The sequence below is a fragment of the Gordonia polyisoprenivorans NBRC 16320 = JCM 10675 genome (assembly GCF_000241325.1).
Lineage (GTDB): Bacteria > Actinomycetota > Actinomycetes > Mycobacteriales > Mycobacteriaceae > Gordonia > Gordonia polyisoprenivorans.
The window spans coordinates 64,086-85,546 of record NZ_BAEI01000010.1; the positions used below are offsets into that span (position 1 = coordinate 64,086).

Below are 21,461 nucleotides of genomic sequence, written 5' to 3' on the forward strand. Positions count from 1 at the left end.
ACCGAGGGTCAGCGGCCGGTCCAGAGGGGCGCCCGCTTCTCGGCGAACGCGCGAGCACCTTCTTGGGCGTCGTCGGAGGCGAAGATCGGGTCGAGCACCTCGCGTTGGGCGGTGATGAGATCGGGGTCGGTGTAGCGGATCGCCATGCCCACAACCTGTTTGGTGGCGCGGACCGCGAGCGGCCCGTTCGCGGCGATCCGGGCGCCGAGTTCCCGCGCACCGTCGAGCGCGCCGCCGGTCGGGGTGAGGACGTTGACGAGACCGAACTCGTGGGCACGCTGGGCGGTGATGGGGTCGCCGGTCAGCGCGATCTCCATCGCGAGTTGGTAGGGGAGGATCTTGGGCAGGCGCAGCAGTCCGCCGGCTGCGGCGGCGAGGCCCCGCTTCACCTCGGGCAGACCGAATTTCGCGTCCTCGGCGGCGACGATCAGATCGGCCGACAGGGCCAGTTCGCAGCCGCCGGCGAGCGCCCAGCCCTCGACCGCGGCGATCAGCGGCTTGCTCGGCGGCTTCTCGGTGACCCCACCGAATCCGCGACCGGGCACACTCGGTACCTCACCGCGGGTGAACGCCTTGAGATCCATTCCGGCGCAGAAAGTTCCGCCGGCACCGGTGAGGATGCCGACGGTGATGTCGTCCCGGGTCTCGAACTCGTCGATCGCCGCCGCGATGAGGGTCGCGACCTCGGCGTTGACCGCGTTACGGGCCTCCGGGCGGTCGATGGTGATGACGGCGACGCCGTCGGCGAATTCGGTGGTGACCGGGCTCATCTGCCGGTGTCCTCTCGATCGGTGGGGGTGGTGACATACCAGTGCACGGGTTCGGTGCCCGACCGGGCGATGATCCCGCGTTCTTCCAGAACCAGAAGGTGGGCGTTGGTCTCGCGCAGGGCCATTCGGCTCAGCGGCAGGGACAGCTGCTCGAACGGCCGGGACCAGGTGACCGATCGGGTGATGTCCCACGCGGTCGACCCGGGCACATCGGCGATGGCCTCGGTGATCTCGGTGAGTCGTTCCTCGTGGTGGGAGAGCAGATGGGTGACGCGGCCGGCGAGACCGCGGAACCGGTACTCGTGCGACGGCAGCGCCTCGAGGTCGCCGAGGTGCTCGGTGTTGGCCAGCGAGGTCAGGTAATCGGCGAGCGGACTGGCGTTCTGGAAGGAATTGGTGGACACGTTCGGACTGATCCGGGGCAGCAGATGATCACCGGTGAAGATGATCCCGGCGTCGTCGTCGGCGAAGCACAGGTGTCCCGCCGTGTGTCCCGGCGTCCAGATTGCGCGCAGATTCCATCCCGGGATGTCCAGGGGCGCATCGCCGACGAGTTCGACGTCCATCGTGCGGCCCTGTGGTAGCCGCACGATCTCACGGATTCCGGCGTCGATGACGTCGGTCGGGGCACCGAGCTCACGCAGATCGACCTGTGCGTCGGCGAGCTCCTGCGCGAGTTGCGCCTCGTCGCGGTGATACAGGAACCGGGCGTCGTTGCGGTGCATGCCCAATCGCGGGTCGGCGTGCTCGAGGACCCGGGGGACGAGACCGAAATGGTCGGGGTGCAGGTGGGTGATGAACACGTCGGTGATGTCGGACAGGTCATGGCCCGTGGCATGGATGCCGGCGACCAGCGTGTCCCACGATTCGTCGGTGTTCCAGCCGGTGTCGATCAGGGCGAGACCGCCGGCGGAGGTGACCAGTGCGTACACCAGGATGTAGCGCAACGGATTGCCGGGCATCGGTACCGGGATCGAGAACACGCCGGGCCGAACCTCTTCGACCGGCGGCAACACCTTCTCGGCCCACGCCTGCCGCTGCCGGTGTCCGGTGACCACCACGCCGGTGCTCGTGACGACCTCGTCGGTGGTGACGGCCCCCGGTCCGACCGCACCCGAGGCGGCCGTATCCGTGGTCGGTGGGCCCGCCGATCGAGTGCTCATCAGTCCATACGATCACGCGGGACGCGGCCGGGCAAACACCTCTCGGCTCACGCATCGTGAGGTAAACCCTATGTGTCCCAGATTCGCTCGCGGCATTGACACGGTGACCGCGGCGGGCAAGGGTGGCCGACGTGGCCTTTGCACAGACCCCCGACGACTCCGTCGACCCCGTGCCCGACACACCAGACGACTCGCTTCCCCTGGCCGGCCTGACCGTGGTGGCCCTCGAGCAGGCCGTCGCCGCGCCGCTGGCCACGCGGCATCTCGCCGACCTCGGGGCGCGGGTGATCAAGATCGAGCGGGTCGGTGAGGGCGACTTCGCCCGACACTACGACGCCGAGGTCGAGGGACTCGCCTCGCATTTCGTGTGGCTCAACCGGGGCAAGGAGTCCTTCGCGGTCGACCTCAAGCAGGAGCGCGGCGCAGCGCAGGTGCGCGCGCTCATCGACCGCGCCGATGTGTTTCTGCAGAACCTCGCCCCCGGGGCCGCCGCCCGGCTGGGATTCGACGCGCAGCGCCTGCGTGCCGAGCACCGCGAGCTGATCGTGGTGAACATGAGCGGCTACGGCCCCGCCGGGCCGATGCGTGACCGCAAGGCCTACGACATGCTCGTGCAGGCCGAGGCCGGCCTGATCTCGGTCACCGGCACCGCCGAGCACCCCGCCAAGACCGGGGTCCCCACCTCCGACATCGCCGCGGGCATGTACGCACTCACCTCGATCCTGTCGGCCCTGGTGCGTCGCGGTATCACCGGTGCGGGCGCCACGATCGAGGTGTCGATGTTCGATGCGACCGTCGAATGGATGGGCCATCCGATGTACATCGCGATGCACGCGGGGCGGCAGATTCCGCGATGCGGCGTCGGACACGCGGCCATCGTCCCCTACGACGCGTATCCGACGCGTGACGGCGAGATCCTCATCGGCGTCCAGAACGACCGCGGGTGGCGTGCACTCGCCCGGGTGCTGGGCCGACCGGAACTCGGCGACGACCCGCGCTACGCCACCAACATCGAAAGAGTCGCTCGCCGTGCCGAAGTCGACGACCTCGTCGCGGCCCGGACCGCGACCTTCGACACCGCCGAACTCGACGAACGCCTTGCGGCGGCCGGGATTCCGGCCGCGCAGATCCGCGACGTCGCCGGCGTGGTGGACCATCCGCAGCTCTCGGCACGTGAGCGGTGGCGCATGGTCGACACCGAGATCGGCCCGATCCGGGCGTTGTTGCCGCCCTTCACCTTCGACGACGTCGAGATGCGGATGGGCCCGGTGCCCGCGCTCGGCGAGCACACCGAGGCGATCCTCGCGGAGTTGGGCGAGTCGACCACCGGGTGAGCCGGCGGATCAGGGCTCGATCAGTGGTCCGGCGGGCATCATCGGGGTGCGTTCGGCGTCGTCCCACACCGAGAGCAGCTCGGCGAGGATCTGCGTCGACATCCCCAGTGCGCTGAGGTGGCTTTCGCCGGGCAACTCGAAGAGCTTGGCGTCGGGTAGCAGCGAGACCATGTGTATGCCATGGGAATACGGGATGATGTGGTCGTGGTCGCCATGCCACCAGCGCACCGGCGTGGTGACGTCGCCGACGCGGAATCCCCAATCCTGGGCGAAGGCAACGACGTCGGCGAACGGTGCCTCCATGCGACGGCTGCCGCCGTGCAGCAGGTCGTCGAGGAACATCGCCCGGAACTCGGGGCGGGCGAGCAACTCTCGGTCGGCGCGAGGCGAGAACCGGCCGTAGAGGCGGATCGCCGGATTCGCGATGGGCGCGGCCACCCCGAGCGCCGAACTGAGGATCTTGCCCAGGGGTGCACCGGCGACCCGGACGGCCGGGGCCAGCAGCGAACCCAGGGCCATCGCGCCGCCGCCGATGGCGTCGGGGCCCACGGTGGGTGCGACTCCGCCGACGATCCCGGCCACCATGACGCGATCGGGCAGCGCGTGTGCGGTCGCCAATGCGTACGGTCCGCCGCCGGACATGCCGATCACCGCGAACCGGTCGATGCCGAGAGCCTCCAGAACCGGCTCGAGGTCGCCGGGGAATTCCGCCACACATCGGTACCGGTGGGCGGTGGAACTGCCGACGCCGGGGCGGTCGAGCCCGATGAGCCGGATGTCGTGCTCGGCGGCGTAGGCGCGGGCCTCGGTCGGAATCTGGCGGCGTGCGCCGGGCGTGCCGTGCAACCAGATGACGGCGCGGCCGGTCGCCGACCCGAACTCGGCGAACCCGATCCGGCGTCGTCCCCCCTCCACCGCCACCGAGCCCTCGATCTTCGGTCGGTCGATCCCCATCATGTGACCAGGATCGCACTGTGAGTCGGTACGGTGGGCGTCGGGTCGGCGACAGAGCGGGGGTGGCGATGGCCTCGGGTATGGCGCCGTTGCGGAATCGGGTGTTCCGCAATCTGTTCATCGCCCAGATGGTGTCCAACATCGGGCTGTGGATGCAGACCGTCGGCGCTCAGTGGTTCCTCGTCGACCAGCACGCCGGGCCGACGGTGATCTCGCTCGTCCAGACCGCGAGTCTCCTCCCGACCCTGCTGTTGTCGCTGGTCGCCGGGGTGCTCGCCGACGTGCTGAACCGCAAGTGGTTGCTGGTGGTGATGAGCGCGTACGCGACCGTCGTCGCCGGGGTCATGGCCGTCCTGGCCGCCGTCGACCTGCTCGACCCGGGCATGCTGTTGGTCCTGACGTTCTTGCTGGGTGCGGGTTCGGCGTTGTCGGCGCCGGCGTTTCAGGCGGTCAATCCGGAGATCGTGCCGCGCGAGCAGATCGCCGACGCCGCATCCCTGGGCAGCATGTCGATCAATGTCGCGCGGGCCGTCGGACCGGCTCTGGCCGGCGTGCTGTTCACCGTCGGCGGCGCCGGGGTGGTCTTCGCGATCAACGCGGTCTCCTACCTGGCCGTTGTCGTCGCGCTGCTGAGATGGCGGCGGCCGGGCGATACCTCGACGATGGAGCCCGAGCATCTCGGTACGTCGATGGTTGTCGGGTTGCGTTACGTCGCCGCTGCACCGATCGTGCGTCGGATCCTCGTGCGCTCGGCGTTGTTCGCGTTCCCGGCGTCGGCGCTGTGGGCGTTGCTCCCGCTGGTCGTCAGCAACTCCTTCCATTTCGGTTCCACCGGCTACGGTGTGGTCCTCGGTGTCCTCGGCTGCGGTGCGATCCTCGGTGTCCTCGGACTGCCCTGGATGCGTGATCATTTGTCGCCCAACGTGATCCTTGCCTCGTCCGCTGTTGTCTTCGCGGTCGGTACCGTTGCGGCCGCGCTCGGGTCCACGGTGGTCGCGTTGATCGTGTTCGTCCCGGCCGGGGTTGCGTGGATCGCCACGCTGTCGACGCTGAACGCCGAGATGCAATTGACCCTGCCCGCCTGGGTCCGTGCCCGGGGGATGGCCGCCTACCTCCTGGTGTTCATGGGGTCACAGGGAATCGGATCGCTGGTGTGGGGTGCGCTCGGCGGGCTGCTGACGGTGCGGTGGGCGCTGCTCATCGCGGCGCTCGCGTTGATCCTGGCGGCGCTGGCCGTGGCGGTGCTGCCGATTCACGCCGAGACCGGCACCCTCGATCGGACGTTGTCGACCGCCTGGCCGGAGCCCATGCTGGTTTTCGAGCCGGCCCCCGACGACGGTCCGGTGCGGGTGGTCGCCACCTACCGGGTCGACGCCGAACACCACGACGAGTTCGTCGACGCGATGGCGGGTGTGGCACTGTCCCGGCGCCGCACGGGTGCACGAAACTGGCATCTGTATCGCAACGGCGAGGATTCCGACGACTACGTCGAGCAGTTCGTCGTCGGCTCGTGGTCGGAGTATCAGCGCCAGCGCACCGAGCGCTGGACCGAATACGACCACCAGCGGGTGTCGGACGCGCTGGCCCTGACCGTCGACGGACGCTCCCGCCAGGAGCACCTGTTCACCCTGCGCTGAGTGTGTGGCGGGTACCCGGTTGCGGCCGTCGACGCACAGCCGAATCGGAGGAATCTCGCGTAACGTCGTAGCGGTGAGTGCTGCAGTTCTGGATCGGATCTCCCGAGGTCTGTCGCTTCCCGGCCCGTCCTATCTGCCGGTGCGTGACCTGCCGAGCGGGACGATGGTGGAATTGCCCGGGCGCGGTAGCACTTTCGTCACCGACTCCGGCCCGGCCGACGCGCCGGCGATCATCCTGCAGCATTCGGTGATGACCACCGGACTGCTGTGCTGGTATCCGGTGATCCCCGAACTCAATCAGCGCTATCGGGTCATCACCCTCGATCATCGTTGGCATGGCCGCGGCATCCGGTCGGGCACCTTCGACCTGCTCGACTGCGCCGATGACGTCGTCGCGCTCGCCGACGTCCTCGGGGTCGGTCGGTTCGTGACCGCGGGTTTCTCGATGGGCGGTGGCATCTCGCAACTCGTGTGGCGTCGCCATCACGATCGGGTCGCGGGGTTGGTCCTGTGCTCGACCGGGCCGTATTTCAGCACCCGTGATCCGCACTTGCGCGAGCAGGCCAACAAGACCGGGCGACTGCTCAAGCCCGTCTATCGCATCATCCCCCGGCCGTCGGACGCGACGTTGGACAAGCCCACCTCGCACACCGCCCTGTGGGGTATGCGTCAGTTCCTCTCGACTCCGTTGTCGCACACCGGTGACTTCGGGGAAGGACTGGGGCGCTTCGACTCTCGGGACTGGCTTGCCGAGATCGACGTGCCGACGTCGGTGGTGGTCTCGGTCCGGGACAAGGTCGTCGAACCCGAACGTCAGCAGTTGCTGGTCGACGGTATCCCGGGAGCCCGACGTTTCGACGTCGACGGCGGGCACGCGTGCTGTGTGCTCGGCGCGGACAAGTTCGTGCCGGAGTTCCTCGACGCCGTCGACGCGGTGGTTCGTGCGGGGGACCCGGACTCCCCGCGCATCGTCGTGCCCTGACGTAGCGCCTTCTCGCACGCGGCGCGGTGGGGTTGAGAGGCTGTCATTGCACAGATGTGCTGTGGCGGTGCACGCGGTACCGGTGTGAACAGGGCCACGCCCCAATCGGATACGTGATCTCGCCGTCGCAGGTCTTCCGTTCTCCACCTATCTGAGAGAACATGTGTACACCGAAATCCGTCGAGAACTGCAGACGGTCCGTCATTTCCCTGTGGAGGCCGATCATGATCGCACTCGTCGTAGTCCTGCTCGCGCTGGTTGCCCTCGGCATGCTGTGCAACCGGCCCGGCCTGAATTTCTATGCCCGAGAACTGGGTTCGTCGGGGCGCTACCGCGAGCGCTGACGCCCGCCCATCGCACGTGGCGACATCACGCCGCCCGGCGCATCGCCTATTCGGCACTACGACAACGGGACCGATACCGCACACGGGGTTTGCGGTATCGGTCCCGGTCTGCGCTGACCCGTCGATCGATCGGGTCAGCGTGATCCCTGTGAGAAGGGGGGGGTCAGGCGCCCTGGCCGGCCTCGATCTCCAGGGTGATGGTGACCTTGTCGCCGACGACGACGCCGCCACCCTCGAGCGGCATCTCGATATCGATGCCGAAGTCCTTGCGGTTCAACACGGTGGTGGCCTCGAAGCCGGCCACCGGGCCGTTACCCATACCCGGGTTGACGCCGTTGAACTCGAGCTTGAGATCGACCGACTTGGTCACGCCGTGCAGGGTGAAGTCGCCGGTGAGTACGTAGTCGTCGCCGGCGGGGCGCACCGCGGTCGAGGTGAAGGTGGCCTTCGGGTAGGTCTCGGCGTCGAAGAAGTCGGCGGACTTGATGTGGCCGTCGCGCTGCTCGTTGCCGGTGGTGATCGAGGTGACGTCGATCTCGGCCTGCACCGACGGCGTTCCGTCCTCGGCGACGGTGATGGTGCCGCTGAAGGTGTCGAACTTGCCGCGAACCTTGCTCACCATGAGGTGCTTGACGGAGAAGCCGACGGTCGAGTGGACGGGATCGATGGTCCAGGTGCCTGCGGCGATCGGCGCGGTGACGGTGGGGGTGCTCATGGGATGCTCCTTGTTCCGGGGTGTCCGGGGGTCGATGACTGTCGTATCGATGACCGGTGAGGTCGCTGGGTCGTTCCGGCCCATTACCGAGCATAACCGGACCACGGTCCGATTTCATTCCCGAATGCCGAAGTTTTTTCGCGAGCTTCTATGACCAGGCGAAAACCGGCTGCTCGTACTCGTCGACACGGGTGTCACGGCCACGCAGCGCGACCTCGGCGAACTGATAGAGCACCGCGGCGGTGGGCGCGTGCACCAGCGCTGTCCGTCCACTCGGTGAGTGGTCGTCGGGATCGCGATGCAGTCCCGGAATCGGCATCTGGATGACCGGTCGCGCCGACTCCGGGATGGTGATGAACCGAGGTGTGACGAGGAGGTCGTCGAGCGGGATGAAGAACCAGACCGAGACCTCGTCGGGGTTGGGTGACGGTTCGGGGGCGTGCGGCGCCCAGCACACGACGGGTGTGATCACGTACCCGGATCTGGTCGGATAGTCGTCGAGCATGCCGATGACGTCGTCGGGGGACAGGGCCACGCCCATCTCCTCGTGCAGCTCACGCAGCGCCGCGGTGGTCTGATCCTCGCCGGGATCGAGTCGGCCGCCGGGCAGTGCGAACTGGGCGGCGTGGCGGCGCATACTCATCGGTCGGCGCAGGAGCCAGATGCCCTGCTCGCGTTCGTTGGTGTCGGCGTCGTCGGTGTTGCTGCTATTGCGGTCGACGACGACGATCGCCACGGCCGCGGCCTTGCCGGGCGTGGTGGCGGCTCGCCGGTCGAAGGCTGACAGCCGATTACTCAGGACCTCGCGCTCGACCCACGTCATCCTCCCAGTTGACCACGCGTGGGGGTCGGTGACGACCAGCGGCGTCATGACGAGAGGTCAATACAGCGTGGGGATGCGCCGGAGCGGCAGGTCGGGTCCCTCGTAACCGGTCGCCTTCCGCTTGGGGAGTTCCACGTCGGGGCGGTCGAGCGGGGTGTAGGGAATCTGGTCGAGGATGTGGCGGATGACGTTGAGACGACCGCGTTTCTTGTCGTCGGTGTTCGCGACGTACCACGGTGCCCAGCCGGTGTCGGTGAAGCGGAACATGTCGTCGCGCGCACGGGTGTAGTCGTCCCAGCGCGTGTACGACTTGAGGTCCATCGGCGACAGCTTCCAATACTTGCGTGGATCGTCGATACGGCTCTGGAGTCGCAGTGTCTGCTGACCCTCGCTGACCTCGAGCCAGTACTTGAGCAGGATGACCCCGGAGGCGACGATCGACCGCTCGTACTCGGGGGCCTCGGTGAGGAACTGCTTTGTCTGCTCCTCGGTGCAGAAGCCCATGACCCGCTCGACCCCGGCGCGGTTGTACCAGCTGCGATCGAAGATGACGACCTCGCCCGCGGCAGGTAGGTGCGGGACGTAGCGCTGGATGTACATCTGCGATTTCTCGCGCTCGGTGGGTGCGGGCAGTGCGACGACCCGGAAGACCCGGGGGCTGACCCGCTCGGTGATCGACTTGATCACGCCGCCCTTGCCTGCGGTGTCGCGGCCCTCGAAGACGATGCACACCTTGGCTCCGGTGGTGCGCACCCATTCCTGCATGGCCACGAGCTCGACGTGCAGGGGTTTGACGAGCTTGCGGAATTCCTTGTTCTTCATGGGCTCGGTCGTCATGGGTTCGGTCGTCACGTGCTCGTCGTGACCGTCGTGGTTCGAGGAGTGCTTCTTGTGCTTCTTCTTGCCCATGCTCGGCCTCCTCGACGGTGCCCGCCCGGAGGGCACTGATCTGCCCAGACTAGGTGACTGCGGTGTCCGAATGGCCTTTACGAGTCGATTAACGATTTGTCGCGGGTGCATACTCGCGGGTTGTGGCCGATGCCCTCGCTCCCTTGACGCTGCACACCGTGGTGTCGTCGTGGCGAGTCGATGTGCCCACATCTGTCGTCGTGGTGTTGATCGCGGTGGCGTATGTGGTGGCCATGCGCAGGTCGACGCTGCCATGGCGGCGGGCGGTTCCGTTTCTGGTCGGCGTGGCGGTGTGGCTGATCAGCGCGTGCGGGTTTGTCGGCGTGTACTCCGACACGTTGTTCTGGGTGCGAGCGCTGCAGGTTGTGCTGGTGCTGATGGTGGTGCCGTTCTGCCTCGCGCTCGGGATGCCGGTGACGGTTGCCCGCGAGTCGTGGCCCGCGGCACGCAGCGTGATCGATCGTTGGCTGGGAACGCGGGCGGCGCGGGTGATCGCGTCACCGGCGGTGACCTCGGCCGGCGTCATCGTGACGCCGTGGCTGATCTATCTCACCGGGTGGTATCCGGCGATGTTGCGATCCGACACCGTCGACACCGTGACCCGAGTGTTGCTCGTGCTCTGCGGCTTCGGATACTTCTACGCGCGGCTGCAGATCGACCCGGTGCCTCGGCGCTATCCGCAATCCCTGTCGCTGCTCGTCACCCTGGGCGAGACACTCGGCGACGGCATCCTAGGCGTGGTGATGTGGCAGGGCGGACTCCTCGCCGCCTCGTATTACGAAGCGCTGCACCGCACGTGGGGGCCGTCGCTGCGGACCGATCAAACTATCGGGGCCGGTGTGTTCTGGGTGCTCGGCGACGTCATCGGTCTGCCGTTCCTCCTCGTGCTCTTCGACCGATTCCGCACCGATGAGAGTCGGCGGGCCGAGATCGCCGACGCCGAACTCGATGCGGCCGAACGCGAGTCCACCCGATCGACGGCAGCGGAGACCGAGTCCGACCAACCGTCAGGACTGTGGTGGGAGAACAACCCGGAGTTACGCGAGCGCTTCCGCTGAGCCGTTGGGCGCCAATTTCCGGTGGTCGAGCAGCCCGGCGGATCTTTCGTCCCGGTGGTCGAGGTGCCGAGGAGCGTTAGCATCCCGGTGGTCGAGGTGTCGAGGAGCGTTAGCGACGAGCCGTTCTTTCGGTGGTCGAGGTGTCGAGGAGCGTTAGCGACGAGCCTCGAGACCTGTTGCGCCGCTGCTGGTTTCCGACCCGGACCGAGCACGCCCCCGGGTCTAGGGTCCGCGGTCGCCGAGTAGTTGGGCGAGTTGGGTGTCGATCGGCGAGTCCGGGCTGGGGTCGGGGGTGAGGATTTCGACGAGATCGTAGTACCCGTGCCCGATCGGGATTCGGGTGCGGCGGATTCGGTCGGTGGGCAGCATCGAGTCCCGGTCGTCGCGCTCGGCGAGATCGGTATCGGTATCACCCTGTGTCGGGTCGGGTGGTGGGTGCAGGTCGGCGCGTACTTTGTCGAGGGTGGCGCGGAAAGTGGCCCCGACGTCGGGTAACGCGTTGGTGCGTTTCGGGTTCGGTGTCGCTGCCCCGACCGGGGTGTTTGTGCGCCACCAGCACCGTCCGGCCCACGGCCCGTCCCGATATATGCCGGTCGTGAATTGTCCGGGTTTGTCGCCGACCATGCGGTTGTGTTTGCCGCAGGCGGGGGCGAGGTCACCGATGTTGGTGAGCCCACCTTTCGCGTGATCTTTGGTGGCGTGATGGATTTCGACGTGGGCGGCGGGTTGAGTACAGCCGGGGAACGAGCAGTACTCGCCGCCGTCTTTGGCGAACAACGCGATCCGCTGGCCTTGACTCGCCAACCGCGCGCGCCCCAAATAGAGGGGCAGGTTGGTGTGGTCGTCGAACACGGCCAGCCACGGCTGGCACTGGGCGGCGAGGGCGATGACATCGGTGATCGGGAGGAGGGTGCCGGTCGCCGTGACGCCCATCCCGGTCTGCGCAATCAGGTCGGACAGGGTGGCTTTGATGATCAGGTGTGGTGGTAGGCCGCGATGCGATTGGGGGCCGAGACCGGCATCCAGTCCGGCGCGCAGGACTGCTTCCAACGCGTCATGGTTGCGTTGGACTTGATCACGGTGATCGCGGGCTGCCGCGGCAGCCACCTGTTCGGGGTCGGCGTCTTCGCGACTGCCGGTGGGGGAATCGGGGTCGGCGGGGTTGTTCATTCCGGGGGCTGCCCACGCGGCGAGTACTGCTTCGAGGTGTGCGGTGAGGGTGGGGGTCATTTGCCCGGACAACCCACTCATTTGTTGGGCGTCTTGGCGGCCGATGCGGATCTGGCGGTGGCGTTGCCGGTCGGTGTCGTCGGTCAGGTGGCCGTCGGGGTCGAGGTGCGCCAACACCCGTGCCCCCAGGATCCGGAGGTCGGAGGGGGTGTGGGTGCGGGCGTAGCGGGCCATCGTGGCGTCGGCCGACATTTTCTCGTCGAACGGCACTGCCGCCGGGATGCGGTCCAGCACGTCGATCACCACCGCCGCATGCGAGGAGCCGGCCGCCCCGGACGCCATCGCCTCGGCGAGTGCCGGATATTTGGGGGCGGCAACCTCACCGGTAAAGGTGTGGAACGTGGCGGTCGCTTTCAGTTGTTTCCACCGCCGCCACGGTTCCGACACACGGAGTAAGCCGATCATGGCGTCGGTGATCGACCCGAACCCGTACTCGCGGGCCAGATGGCGGTCGGAGAATTCGACGATCTGCCGATCCCCCTGAACGGTGACCCGGGTGATCAACTGCTCGGTGGATTGAGCGACCGCGACCAGGTCGTCGTTGGACAGGCCGGTCAAATCATCCGACGCCAGCGAATCAACCAAGCGGTGGGCGAGGGCGAGTTTCTGGGTGGTCGACAAACCAGACACGTCGGGTAACGCGGTGTCGACCATCATTTCTCGCCCCCCCGGGATAGCGAACACCTGTTTGTGTGTCGTTGTGTTCGAGTGTATGCCGGGTTTGTCGGGTTGGCAAGAGGTTGTCGAAAGTTTTTTCGGATGGAATTCAGCACGGCGACAATCGGTGTGGCGCGGTGACCGGAATCGTCAGATTCCATTTCTGGAGTGCGGGCTCGACGTAGGCGATCGTGTTGTCGCGGTCAGCGGGGCCGTCGTGCAGGATGCCGACCGCGCACACGCTCTGGTCGGGGTTCACGACGAACACCGCTGATCCCGAGTCGCCGACGACGGCATACCCACCCCAGTGGAGGCTTCGCGTGTTGGCGTCGAGGAGCGGACCGCACGTCAGGCCCGCGCGTGCGCCGGCCATGCAGACCGGTGTTCCCCGAGGCAGTGTGGCCACTTCCCGGGGTGTCATGACGCCGGCGATCGGGTGACCGTCGATGGTGGTGACCCATTGTGCTGCAGTCGCAGTCGGCGGTAGGAATGCGGCCGCGGCGTCGAGCATGGTGCCGTCGGCCAGGGTGTCGTCCTCGTGTAGTTCGTAGGGGCTGAGGGGCAGGCGACCCGTTTCGGACGAATCGGTGTACAGCCACGTGGGTTGACCCAGTCCGCTTACGCAGTGCCCGGCCGTCAGGTTGCCGCGGCTGCCCGTCGACGAGGTGACCGGCCAGCCGAGGGTGCATTGCGACGCTGGACCGGATGCCGTCGCGTCGACGATCGTGACGCCCGGCCGATACGTGTGGTCGGTCGTCGGGGTAAAGGGGACCGGATGTCCGCCGTCGCTGTCGGGCAACGTGACGAAGCGGGTGGTGATCGGCCGTGGGTCGGATGTGGCTGCCGCCCCACCGCATGCGGCGACGAACAAGAAGGGCAGCACCGCCGCCGGAATCGCCCACCGCAGCCGGGTCATACGCGGCAGAGTAGCGATCCTGGCTGTGTGTTTCCTGCCGACGCGATCGGGTGCCACCGGCAACGTCGGACGAAAAAAGATTTCGGCACAACATGATTCGTCGTGGCGGGCACTGTCGGACACGTCGGAGATCGCATGGAGTTCATGCTTGCTCTGCACCCAAAAACAAAGAAAACCACCTTCGAGAGGTGGTTTTCCAGGTGGCCAGGGCCGGGATCGAACCGGCGACCTTCCGCTTTTCAGGCGGACGCTCGTACCAACTGAGCTACCTGGCCGGAAGGTTCGGTACGAACACCGAGACCTTTGGCGACCCTGACGGGACTCGAACCCGCGACCTCCGCCGTGACAGGGCGGCGCGCTAACCAACTGCGCCACAGGGCCTTGTTCAGTTATCTGTTCACCGAGGCGAACAGCGTACCCCCTACGGGATTCGAACCCGCGCTACCGCCTTGAAAGGGCGGCGTCCTAGGCCGCTAGACGAAGGGGGCCGGTTTCCGTTCGGGAGGGCTCCGTTGGGAGCCGACTCAGATTAGGACACCGCGCGCGGAAAACACAAATCGCCACGTCAAAGGTATTTTCTTGGGTTCGACACGCGAAGCGGACACCGCCTGTCCGCGACCCGTTCGGCGCGAGGTAAACTCGCTTCCGCCCTCGGCGCCGAGGGTAACGCCCCTATAGCTCAGTTGGTAGAGCTACGGACTTTTAATCCGCAGGTCGTAGGTTCGAGCCCTACTGGGGGCACCGCAAACCGCCTGGTCACGGGCGGTTTTGCTCGTTCTTAAGGGGAAGGTCCAGGCTGCGGATTCACCCTGCTGAACCGAATGCCACGGGACTTGTCGGTAGTGCATGAGACCCTCGGCAGCATGGACTACGGAAACGTTGCCGCCTGGGCCGGTGTCTCGTTGACAGCGCTCGCGCTCCTTCGCGCCGCACTCCAGGACGCATGGTTTGGATTGGGGAGGAAGCGCGCGGCCGCGTTACGAGCGGCGCATCTCGCTGAGGCTGCGCCTCCCGAACGCAAAGACAGGTTTGAACGCGACGCGATATCCAAATTTCGCGAGCTAGAGTCACTTCTGTTTGTCGATACTCGCCTGGTGACGAAACGCCAGTGGCAATATCTCACTGCGGCAGCGCTCGTTTCGCTCGTCGGAGGCAGGCTCTCTATGGCGCTAGCTTGGTATGCGACGATTCCAGCCACTGTAGTGTGGTATGTACTGGCCCTGGCGCTCTTTATTATTGGAATCTCGTACGGCGGGATACGGAAGACGCTCCGCGATCTAGCGCTTGGAGCACGAGACAACGACGGTGTGGTGAGGGCGCCGGGAGTCAAATGGTGGCGTGTTCCAGCGTTGTACCTCTTCGACTCCGAGCGAGTTCGACGCGAGTGCAAGCCAACTGGCTCTTTCGCTAGTCGGGAGATCAACGACTCGTACCAACGAATTGCAGATGCGGCGTGGTCGATGGCATGGCGACGAGTTCTACGGGGAAGAGTAGAAAGGGCTACCGACGATTTGCCATCGTCCACTTCTGTGCTGGGCTCGCCGCAGCCACATGATGGCTGAGGTGGGTGCGCTTTCCGCCTCCGGTTTCGGAGACTTAGTCGGAGTCGACGTTCCTCAATAGTGATCAGGACTGCCGCAGGCCGACTAGAGTGTGCCCTTGGCACCTCGGCATTGCGAGCTATAGCGGCGAGCGGAAAACAGGCGCCGTACTGCTTTCGCTCGTCGAGGGTGGGCGGCAATCGGAGGAGACACGACGATACTCGTCACTCCGTTGGAGCTTGCTGCTTACCGTTGGGCGAAAGTTCATCTGTTTCTGTTCCACGGCGAAGCAACCCGAGCACAGCTACTCGAGGAGCTGGATGCCAACCTGCGATAGATGTGCACTCACTGCATGAACGGAACGCCGACGGTGTGGCGTGTTCACGAACCTCCACGGCCCCGTAAGATCGCCGAACTCGACCTGTGGACACTGTTCACCGCCCACCCCGGCCAGGAACCCACGCTTTACCTGATGACTCAAGAAGGTGCCGAATCGTCGGGGCCGATCGTCGCCGCGATGGTCGACCAGGTGTTCAAGCTCGCCGACCTCGCCTCCTCCGCACACGGTGGTCGCCTGGAGCCGCCGATGACCGTGGTCCTCGACGAGGCCGCCAACATCTGCCGGATCGACGACCTCCCGGCGAAGGCGTCGCACCTGGGTAGCAAGGTCGTGCTCGTCGACGGATCTTGCAGTCGTATCAGCAGGGGATGGGTGTGTGGGGCCGGGAACGGATGGGCGCACTGTGGAGTGCCTCAACCTGCCGGATCATCGGCGCCGGCCTCCAAGAAGCGACAGACACCCGAATGGTGTCGAATCTGATAGGCACACACGAAGTGTGGAAGACCAGCTACAGCAGCGGACCGGGCGGCAACACACGCTCGCGCCAACTCATCCGCGAACCCATCATGCCGCTTGAAGAGGTCGCGGCGATGGACCGATCCCACGCCCTGCTCATCCGGCAATGGTCACGGCCGGCGCTGATGGAGCTGATGCCCTGGTACCTCGAGGACGAGGCCACCGACATCTCGACCTACCAGAAGACCGCGACCGAGCAAGTCCGTCGATCCGCAGTCAGCGACTCGGAGAGAACGCGCTCGGTAAACACCTCGCCACCCACATCGCCGACACCGAGACGCAGCGACGAGCGAGGACGACCCGACGACGACACTGCTGGCCCAGCTCGAAGGTCTGCGCCGGCAAGTACGTACCCTCACCGAACACCTCGGCCGCCATGACATCGCGCTCGACGCACTTGAAGACGGGCTCGCGGCCGCCGCGCCACCTGATTCGGCCGCAGGGTTGCAGCCACCCCAACAACCCGCCGACACCTCGTCGGCAGCGGCCACCACTGCCGGTGACGGTCTGACTCCTGATCTGAGCGTGCTGCGAGAGTGGGTCGACCGCAACGTCAGTCAATGGTGCGAGCGGCAAATCTCCCTCGTCACCGGACGCCCCGGAGTTCGGTGGTGCGCCCAATGGGATCAGCACCCCGAAGCGATCACCCGCCTGTGGGTCTGCCGAGCGTTTCAGCTCGAAGCCGTCAAAGAAGGGCGGGCCGCGGTGTCGGTGTATCTGCGTGATCACTTCGACCATCACCTGTCCGTCCTGACCAGCGCGACCGGCCCGTTTCGCTGCTGCACCCCGGACAAACACGAACTACCCCGATCCGGACACCCCCGGTACCTGCCCAGCGACCCCACCCGCCTGCGAGCCGTCGGATAGGGACCGGCCCCGTGACCCGTCACGGACGCAGAACCACTCCCACCCGCTGCGCCGTGACGCGTGGTGGGCGGGCCCGCACGAGTCATCCCAGCGACTCCCGGGCCCGCCCCCACAACCCGAAAAACCCAGTCCCACAACCCGACAGGACACCACCATGAGTACCCGAACCGCCCGCGACACTGACCGCCTCACCACAGCGCACAAGGATCTCCCGGCGACGGCGTGGCGCCAAGCGGGGATGTCGGTGCTGAGTGGAAGAATCGACGCGAGATCCAAGGCGGATCGACGCTGGGAGCCACAATGGACAAGCAGGGCCGGGTCAAACTGGTACTCGCGATCGCACATAAGATCGACGATCGGGATGAATTGCCGTGGGATCACGCGAACATCATTCTGAGGACGTATGGCGTCGCAGAACTTGATGACGATTCATGGGGACCGACCACCGCCGAGACAATTGACACCGCGACCGATGAGCAACTCCTTGAGCTCGCCCAACACTTCGGACTGGAGCTTCCGAGCGAAGCGCCAGCGGCGGTAGTCACCGCCATCGCGACCAGTACGCAACCTCTATTCATGTTCGCGTCCCACCTGGCGATGCATCGCGTGCTCGTCCACGAAGTGGCTGAGGCACTCGCCGCCTTTGGAATCAAGCTCTTCGTAGCGCACGATTCGATCACCGTGGATACCGAGTGGCATAGCGAGATCGAAAGCGCGCTCGATCGGGCGGACGCGGGCCTCGTTTTCCTTCATCGAGGATTCAAGGAAAGCTCGTGGTGCGACCAAGAGGTCGGTTGGCTACTCGGCCGCCACGTGCCAGTGATGGCGCTTCGGTTCGACGCTGACCCCTACGGCCCGTTGGGCAAGCATCAGGCCCAGACCGCCGGTAATCTGCCTCCGGAGGCCATCGCCAGCTCCACCTTGGGACGGATAGCGAGCAAGCCTGAACTCCAGCGCGGATTCGGCGCTTCACTCGTCGACGCCATGGCCGCGTCACCGAGATTCGCGGTCACGGACTCGATCTGGCTCTACCTCCGAGAGCTGCGGTCACTCGATTCGAGCCAGTGCGCTCGACTGCTGCAGGCATGCAAGGACAACACTCAGATCAATTGGGCGAACTCGGCCCTCGACGGAGGCACGCCCTATCCTCGTGCAATCGTCGCGTTCCTGAGGCAGCAGCCCGGCGGCGGCGTGATCACTGCGGACATCGACGCCTACGAGGTCTACTTGCAGCAGCTTGAGGACGAGAGGAACGTACGCTCGCGAGGAGTCGCCTCGCCGCCACCGACTGCCAATGCCGGATCGCCCTGGCCGTGAGTAGCGGGGACTTGGTGTGAGTATCGAAGAGTACAAGGCCGGCCTTCGCCGCTGGGTTCGCAATTCAGCACGCCCGGGAATCATTCGTCATGAGGGCATGGAACTCAAGACACGCGGCAGGTCGTTCAAGTCCGTCACTATGCACTACTTCGGCAGCGACCGGGAGGCTCCGTCGGGTCGGAAGCTTGAGTTCCAAGAGGTCCCAGCGAAGGAGATGGATTTCGGATACGACTTCAATAATCCGACGAAGACCTTTTCCCTCGCTAACGATGAGGTTGATGTCCTTCGAAAGTTCTTGAACGGCATGTTCGCCGACGAGGGCTACTACGTCCGGACAGACAGTAAGGACTTGGCGAAGGTGCTGGCTGAGCGTCTTCAGCCAGGCGACGAGGGTGAGTCCGCTCTCGCCGATCTACTGGAATCCATCGGAGGGGACGAGGATCTCGTACGGGCCGTGGCGAAGTCGAACCAGGCGGGCCACTTGGCCGGCCTGATCGACCAGGAACGCCGGCGGGCCGCACTCGAAGAACTCGAACAGCTTGCCCGCACCCCGTGGACGAGCGAGGGCGAGTTCCAGAAGCTGATCCAAGACAATCCATGGATCTTCGGCGGGCGGTACGTCGGGGTCACGCAGCGTCGCAGCCTAACGGTCCTGGACCAGTTGGATGTGCCCCTGATCAACACCGACGGTTCGATCCACATAGTGGAACTCAAAACAGCTTGTCTACCAAGGCTATTCAGGATGCATAGGAATCACTGGATCGTCGGCAACGATGTGCACGAGGCCGTATCGCAGGCAGAGAATTACCTTCACCAGCTCGATACCCATGCCGCGAACATCAAGATGACGCTCAAACTGGAAGTCCAGCGAGCCTTCGCAACTGTCGTTGTCGGCCATACCGAGCACTGCACCGCCGAGGGCCTCACCGAAGAGGACGCGTCCCTGGCGCTGCGTATCTACAACAGCCATCTCTCACGAGTACGGGTCATGACATACGACCAGCTCATCTCCAACGCCAAGAATGCAATGACGCTTGGCATCTCAGGGTCAGGCGATGGCGTGTGACAGAGGAATGATCAAGACCTGTGGATTTGGGAGGGCGTGCCTTCCCGCAGAATGATCCCGGTAGTCACTTGATCAAGTCAGCGTGGCAGCGCTGGCGGAAAGGCACGCCCTGTGTCGCTTACGGTAGTCAACAACGATGATGGTTCCAACCCGGCCGGCGAGAGCCGCTCGGTGCTCGATGAGATCGTGCGTGACGGCGCTCGGCAGATGCTCGCCGCCGCGTTGCGGGCAGAAGTGGCCGCCTACATCGACCAATTCGCCGACCAGCTCGACGAGAACGGGCACCGCCTCGTGGTGCGCAACGGGTACCACCATGAGCGCGAGGTGATGACCGCCGCCGGCGCGGTCACCGTAAGTGCACCGCGGGTCAACGACAAACGTGTCGATGCTGATACGGGTGAACGCGAACGCTTTTCGTCGAAGATTCTCCCGGCGTGGGCGCGTAAGAGCCCGGAGATCTCCGCGGTGCTGCCGCTGCTGTATCTGCATGGACTGTCCTCGGGCGATTTCGGGCCCGCCCTGGAACAGTTCCTCGGTTCCGGTGCCGGTTTGTCGGCGGCCACGATCACCCGGCTGACCGCGCAGTGGCAGAAAGAAGCTGCCGCGTTCGCCGACCGCGACATCACCGCTGATTACGTCTACATGTGGATCGACGGTATCCATCTCAAGGTGCGTCTCGAGCAGGAGAAACTGTGCCTGCTGGTGATGATCGGGGTGCGCGCCGACGGCCGCAAAGAGTTGATTGCACTCGCTGACGGGTATCGAGAATCGGCCGAGTCGTGGGCTGATCTGCTGCGCTCGTGCAAGCGCCGTGGGATGGCTGCCCCCACGTTAGCGGTCGGGGACGGCGCGCTCGGGTTCTGGGCGGCGGTCCGGGAGGTGTTCCCCGAGGCACGTGAGCAACGCTGCTGGTTTCACAAGCAGGCCAATGTGCTTGCCGCTCTGCCGAAATCAGCGCACCCGAACGCTATCAAGGCGATGCAGGAGATCTACAACGCCGAAGACGAAGCCCACGCCCGCGCCGCAGCGCAACAGTTCGAGAAGATGTACGGAGCAAAGTACCCAAAAGCGGTTGCCAAGATCATCGATGACCTCGACGTGTTACTCGAGTTCTACCGCTATCCGGCCGAGCACTGGGTGCACTTGCGGACCACCAACCCGATCGAGTCCACCTTCGCGACCGTCCGGTTGCGCACGAAAGTCACCAAAGGCCCCGGGTCACGAGCTGCCGGATTGGCGATGGCCTACAAGCTGATCGAGGCTGCTCAATCTAAGTGGCGCGCGGTCAACGCGCCACATTTAGTGAAGCTCGTCCGCGACGGTGCCACCTTCACCAAGGGGAAACTCGTCGAACCCGACACTACCTCAGACACCGAGGACGCCGCCTGAAACCACGTCATGCACAAGCTTGCGAAGATGTCAGGACGAATGAACGAAGGTCGCCCCACCCCGGCGGTGTGGATAATCACGATTATCCCATATTCATCCGTACACCGTTGTCTAGCAGCGTGTTACGTGACCAAGTGTGTGACAGTGACGAAACAGAGTGAGTGCAGCACAGCATTCGATGAGACGCTGACCGAATCCGCAGCAGATGGTCAGGTCGGCGACGCTACCGGCGGCGCGGCACGAAGGTAGACGCGCACCATCCCCGGGTACGATCTGCAGGTCGAGTCGACAGACACTCCTACGTGTCACTCTCCGAGTGGGGACTATCGTATTCGGGTTCAAGAAATTCTAGCCGATTGTCGAACGGGTCCGTGGCGTAGAAGCGACGGAAACCAGGAAAATCACCGTCGGGCTGCACGCTGTAGCCAGCTCCGGCGAGCCGTTGAAACAGCGCGTCCAGATCGTCGACGAGGATGCCCGGATGCGCTTTACGAGCTGGCCTGAAGTCAGACTCCACACCAAGATGAAGCTCGAGACCCCCAGCCCGGAACCAGACGCCGCCTCGTTCGGCCAGAACTGCAGGCTTGCCGACCTCGGCCATACCCAACACATCGACAAAGAACGCTCGCGCCCGATCTTCTTCGCCTGCCGGCATGGCCAGTTGCATATGATGCAGACCCTTGAACATGCCCCTCATCCTGTTCCACAACCCGGTCGCGGCCGCCGTCTACCGGTAAATCCACAGGTCTTGACAATATCTCGCGTGTGACAGTGCCACAATGTGAGGTATGCAGTTCTGTTCTGCCTTAACTACGCGAACGGGGCACATTCATGCCCGATTCACGTCGCACTCAGTGGAGGCTGACGCCCCGCTCAGTCGTTCGCGTGATATCACGCGGCGGGCGTTTTCCCACGAAACATCGAGGCTAGTTA

General features: G+C 65.3%; 19 protein-coding genes and 4 tRNA genes. 11 read left to right on the top strand and 12 right to left on the bottom strand.

What is annotated here, in order from left to right; genetic code table 11:
- Positions 1–8: 8 nt before the first annotated feature.
- Entirely contained in the window at positions 9–770 is a 762-nt protein-coding gene (locus tag GOPIP_RS03525; protein WP_006368173.1) for a crotonase/enoyl-CoA hydratase family protein, read from the bottom strand.
- On the bottom strand, positions 767–1,933 hold the full coding sequence (locus GOPIP_RS03530; protein WP_006368174.1) for an MBL fold metallo-hydrolase: 1,167 nt from the start codon (positions 1,931–1,933) through the stop codon (positions 767–769). Before GOPIP_RS03530 ends, GOPIP_RS03525 begins: the two co-directional genes overlap by 4 nt.
- 122 nt (positions 1,934–2,055) lie before the next feature.
- Between GOPIP_RS03530 and GOPIP_RS03535 the strand changes: the two genes are divergently transcribed.
- Complete coding sequence (locus GOPIP_RS03535; RefSeq protein ID WP_006368175.1) at positions 2,056–3,267, top strand: CaiB/BaiF CoA transferase family protein; 1,212 nt, start codon at positions 2,056–2,058, stop codon at positions 3,265–3,267.
- Between the two features lie 9 nt (positions 3,268–3,276).
- Here the strand turns inward: GOPIP_RS03535 and GOPIP_RS03540 are convergent, their stop codons facing one another.
- On the bottom strand, positions 3,277–4,224 hold the full coding sequence (locus tag GOPIP_RS03540) for an alpha/beta fold hydrolase (protein WP_006368176.1): 948 nt from the start codon (positions 4,222–4,224) through the stop codon (positions 3,277–3,279).
- A gap of 65 nt (positions 4,225–4,289) precedes the next feature.
- Between GOPIP_RS03540 and GOPIP_RS03545 the strand changes: the two genes are divergently transcribed.
- Positions 4,290–5,858: an MFS transporter gene (locus tag GOPIP_RS03545; RefSeq protein WP_006368177.1), complete on the top strand. Its 1,569-nt coding sequence runs from the start codon at positions 4,290–4,292 to the stop codon at positions 5,856–5,858.
- A 73-nt stretch (positions 5,859–5,931) separates the two neighbouring features.
- Positions 5,932–6,840: an alpha/beta fold hydrolase gene (locus GOPIP_RS03550; RefSeq protein WP_006368178.1), complete on the top strand. Its 909-nt coding sequence runs from the start codon at positions 5,932–5,934 to the stop codon at positions 6,838–6,840.
- Between the two features lie 507 nt (positions 6,841–7,347).
- Here GOPIP_RS03550 and GOPIP_RS03560 read toward each other — a convergent pair.
- From GOPIP_RS03560 to ppk2, 3 genes are all read right to left on the bottom strand, one after another.
- Positions 7,348–7,899, bottom strand: coding sequence for a YceI family protein (locus GOPIP_RS03560; protein ID WP_006368180.1), 552 nt, complete (start codon positions 7,897–7,899; stop codon positions 7,348–7,350).
- 148 nt (positions 7,900–8,047) lie between these two features.
- The gene (locus GOPIP_RS03565) at positions 8,048–8,722 is read right to left on the bottom strand and encodes an NUDIX hydrolase (RefSeq protein WP_014361312.1); all 675 of its coding nucleotides are present in this window, start codon (positions 8,720–8,722) and stop codon (positions 8,048–8,050) included.
- 57 nt (positions 8,723–8,779) lie between these two features.
- On the bottom strand, positions 8,780–9,631 hold the full coding sequence (gene ppk2, locus GOPIP_RS03570) for a polyphosphate kinase 2 (RefSeq protein ID WP_006368182.1): 852 nt from the start codon (positions 9,629–9,631) through the stop codon (positions 8,780–8,782).
- Positions 9,632–9,753: 122 nt separating this feature from the next.
- Here ppk2 and GOPIP_RS03575 point away from each other — a divergent pair, with 122 nt between their 5' ends.
- Positions 9,754–10,689: a cytochrome c oxidase assembly protein gene (locus GOPIP_RS03575; RefSeq protein WP_006368183.1), complete on the top strand. Its 936-nt coding sequence runs from the start codon at positions 9,754–9,756 to the stop codon at positions 10,687–10,689.
- 222 nt (positions 10,690–10,911) lie between these two features.
- Here the strand turns inward: GOPIP_RS03575 and GOPIP_RS03580 are convergent, their stop codons facing one another.
- The 5 genes from GOPIP_RS03580 to GOPIP_RS03600 all read right to left on the bottom strand — a co-directional run bounded on the left by GOPIP_RS03580 (position 10,912) and on the right by GOPIP_RS03600 (position 13,980).
- Positions 10,912–12,573 carry an HNH endonuclease signature motif containing protein gene (locus GOPIP_RS03580; RefSeq protein WP_035727086.1) on the bottom strand — a complete coding sequence of 554 codons (1,662 nt, stop codon included), beginning with the start codon at positions 12,571–12,573 and terminating at the stop codon, positions 10,912–10,914.
- Positions 12,574–12,685: 112 nt separating this feature from the next.
- Positions 12,686–13,492 carry a chymotrypsin family serine protease gene (locus tag GOPIP_RS03585; protein WP_006368185.1) on the bottom strand — a complete coding sequence of 269 codons (807 nt, stop codon included), beginning with the start codon at positions 13,490–13,492 and terminating at the stop codon, positions 12,686–12,688.
- Positions 13,493–13,693: 201 nt separating this feature from the next.
- A tRNA-Phe gene (locus GOPIP_RS03590) sits at positions 13,694–13,767 on the bottom strand.
- Between the two features lie 29 nt (positions 13,768–13,796).
- Positions 13,797–13,873: transfer RNA gene (locus GOPIP_RS03595), tRNA-Asp, on the bottom strand.
- A 34-nt stretch (positions 13,874–13,907) separates the two neighbouring features.
- Positions 13,908–13,980 (bottom strand) — tRNA-Glu (locus GOPIP_RS03600).
- Between the two features lie 180 nt (positions 13,981–14,160).
- On the opposite strand from GOPIP_RS03600, the gene GOPIP_RS03605 reads away from it, so the two are divergent.
- The 7 genes from GOPIP_RS03605 to GOPIP_RS03630 all read left to right on the top strand — a co-directional run bounded on the left by GOPIP_RS03605 (position 14,161) and on the right by GOPIP_RS03630 (position 20,528).
- A tRNA-Lys gene (locus GOPIP_RS03605) sits at positions 14,161–14,233 on the top strand.
- A gap of 1,152 nt (positions 14,234–15,385) precedes the next feature.
- On the top strand, positions 15,386–15,853 hold the full coding sequence (locus GOPIP_RS28640) for a type IV secretory system conjugative DNA transfer family protein (protein ID WP_050955232.1): 468 nt from the start codon (positions 15,386–15,388) through the stop codon (positions 15,851–15,853).
- Positions 15,766–16,269, top strand: coding sequence for a TraM recognition domain-containing protein (locus tag GOPIP_RS29850; protein WP_354546448.1), 504 nt, complete (start codon positions 15,766–15,768; stop codon positions 16,267–16,269). Before GOPIP_RS28640 ends, GOPIP_RS29850 begins: the two co-directional genes overlap by 88 nt.
- A 64-nt stretch (positions 16,270–16,333) precedes the next feature.
- Positions 16,334–16,756 carry a DUF4913 domain-containing protein gene (locus GOPIP_RS28165; protein WP_006368188.1) on the top strand — a complete coding sequence of 141 codons (423 nt, stop codon included), beginning with the start codon at positions 16,334–16,336 and terminating at the stop codon, positions 16,754–16,756.
- 300 nt (positions 16,757–17,056) lie between these two features.
- Positions 17,057–18,073: a toll/interleukin-1 receptor domain-containing protein gene (locus GOPIP_RS27980; protein WP_006368189.1), complete on the top strand. Its 1,017-nt coding sequence runs from the start codon at positions 17,057–17,059 to the stop codon at positions 18,071–18,073.
- Between the two features lie 16 nt (positions 18,074–18,089).
- The gene (locus GOPIP_RS03625) at positions 18,090–19,139 is read left to right on the top strand and encodes a Shedu anti-phage system protein SduA domain-containing protein (RefSeq protein WP_006368190.1); all 1,050 of its coding nucleotides are present in this window, start codon (positions 18,090–18,092) and stop codon (positions 19,137–19,139) included.
- Positions 19,140–19,250: 111 nt separating this feature from the next.
- A complete protein-coding gene (locus tag GOPIP_RS03630; protein WP_006368191.1) occupies positions 19,251–20,528 on the top strand; it encodes an IS256 family transposase in 1,278 nt (425 codons plus the stop codon).
- Positions 20,529–20,826: 298 nt separating this feature from the next.
- Here GOPIP_RS03630 and GOPIP_RS03635 read toward each other — a convergent pair whose 3' ends face one another.
- On the bottom strand, positions 20,827–21,216 hold the full coding sequence (locus GOPIP_RS03635) for a VOC family protein (RefSeq protein WP_006368192.1): 390 nt from the start codon (positions 21,214–21,216) through the stop codon (positions 20,827–20,829).
- Positions 21,217–21,461: the final 245 nt, after the last annotated feature.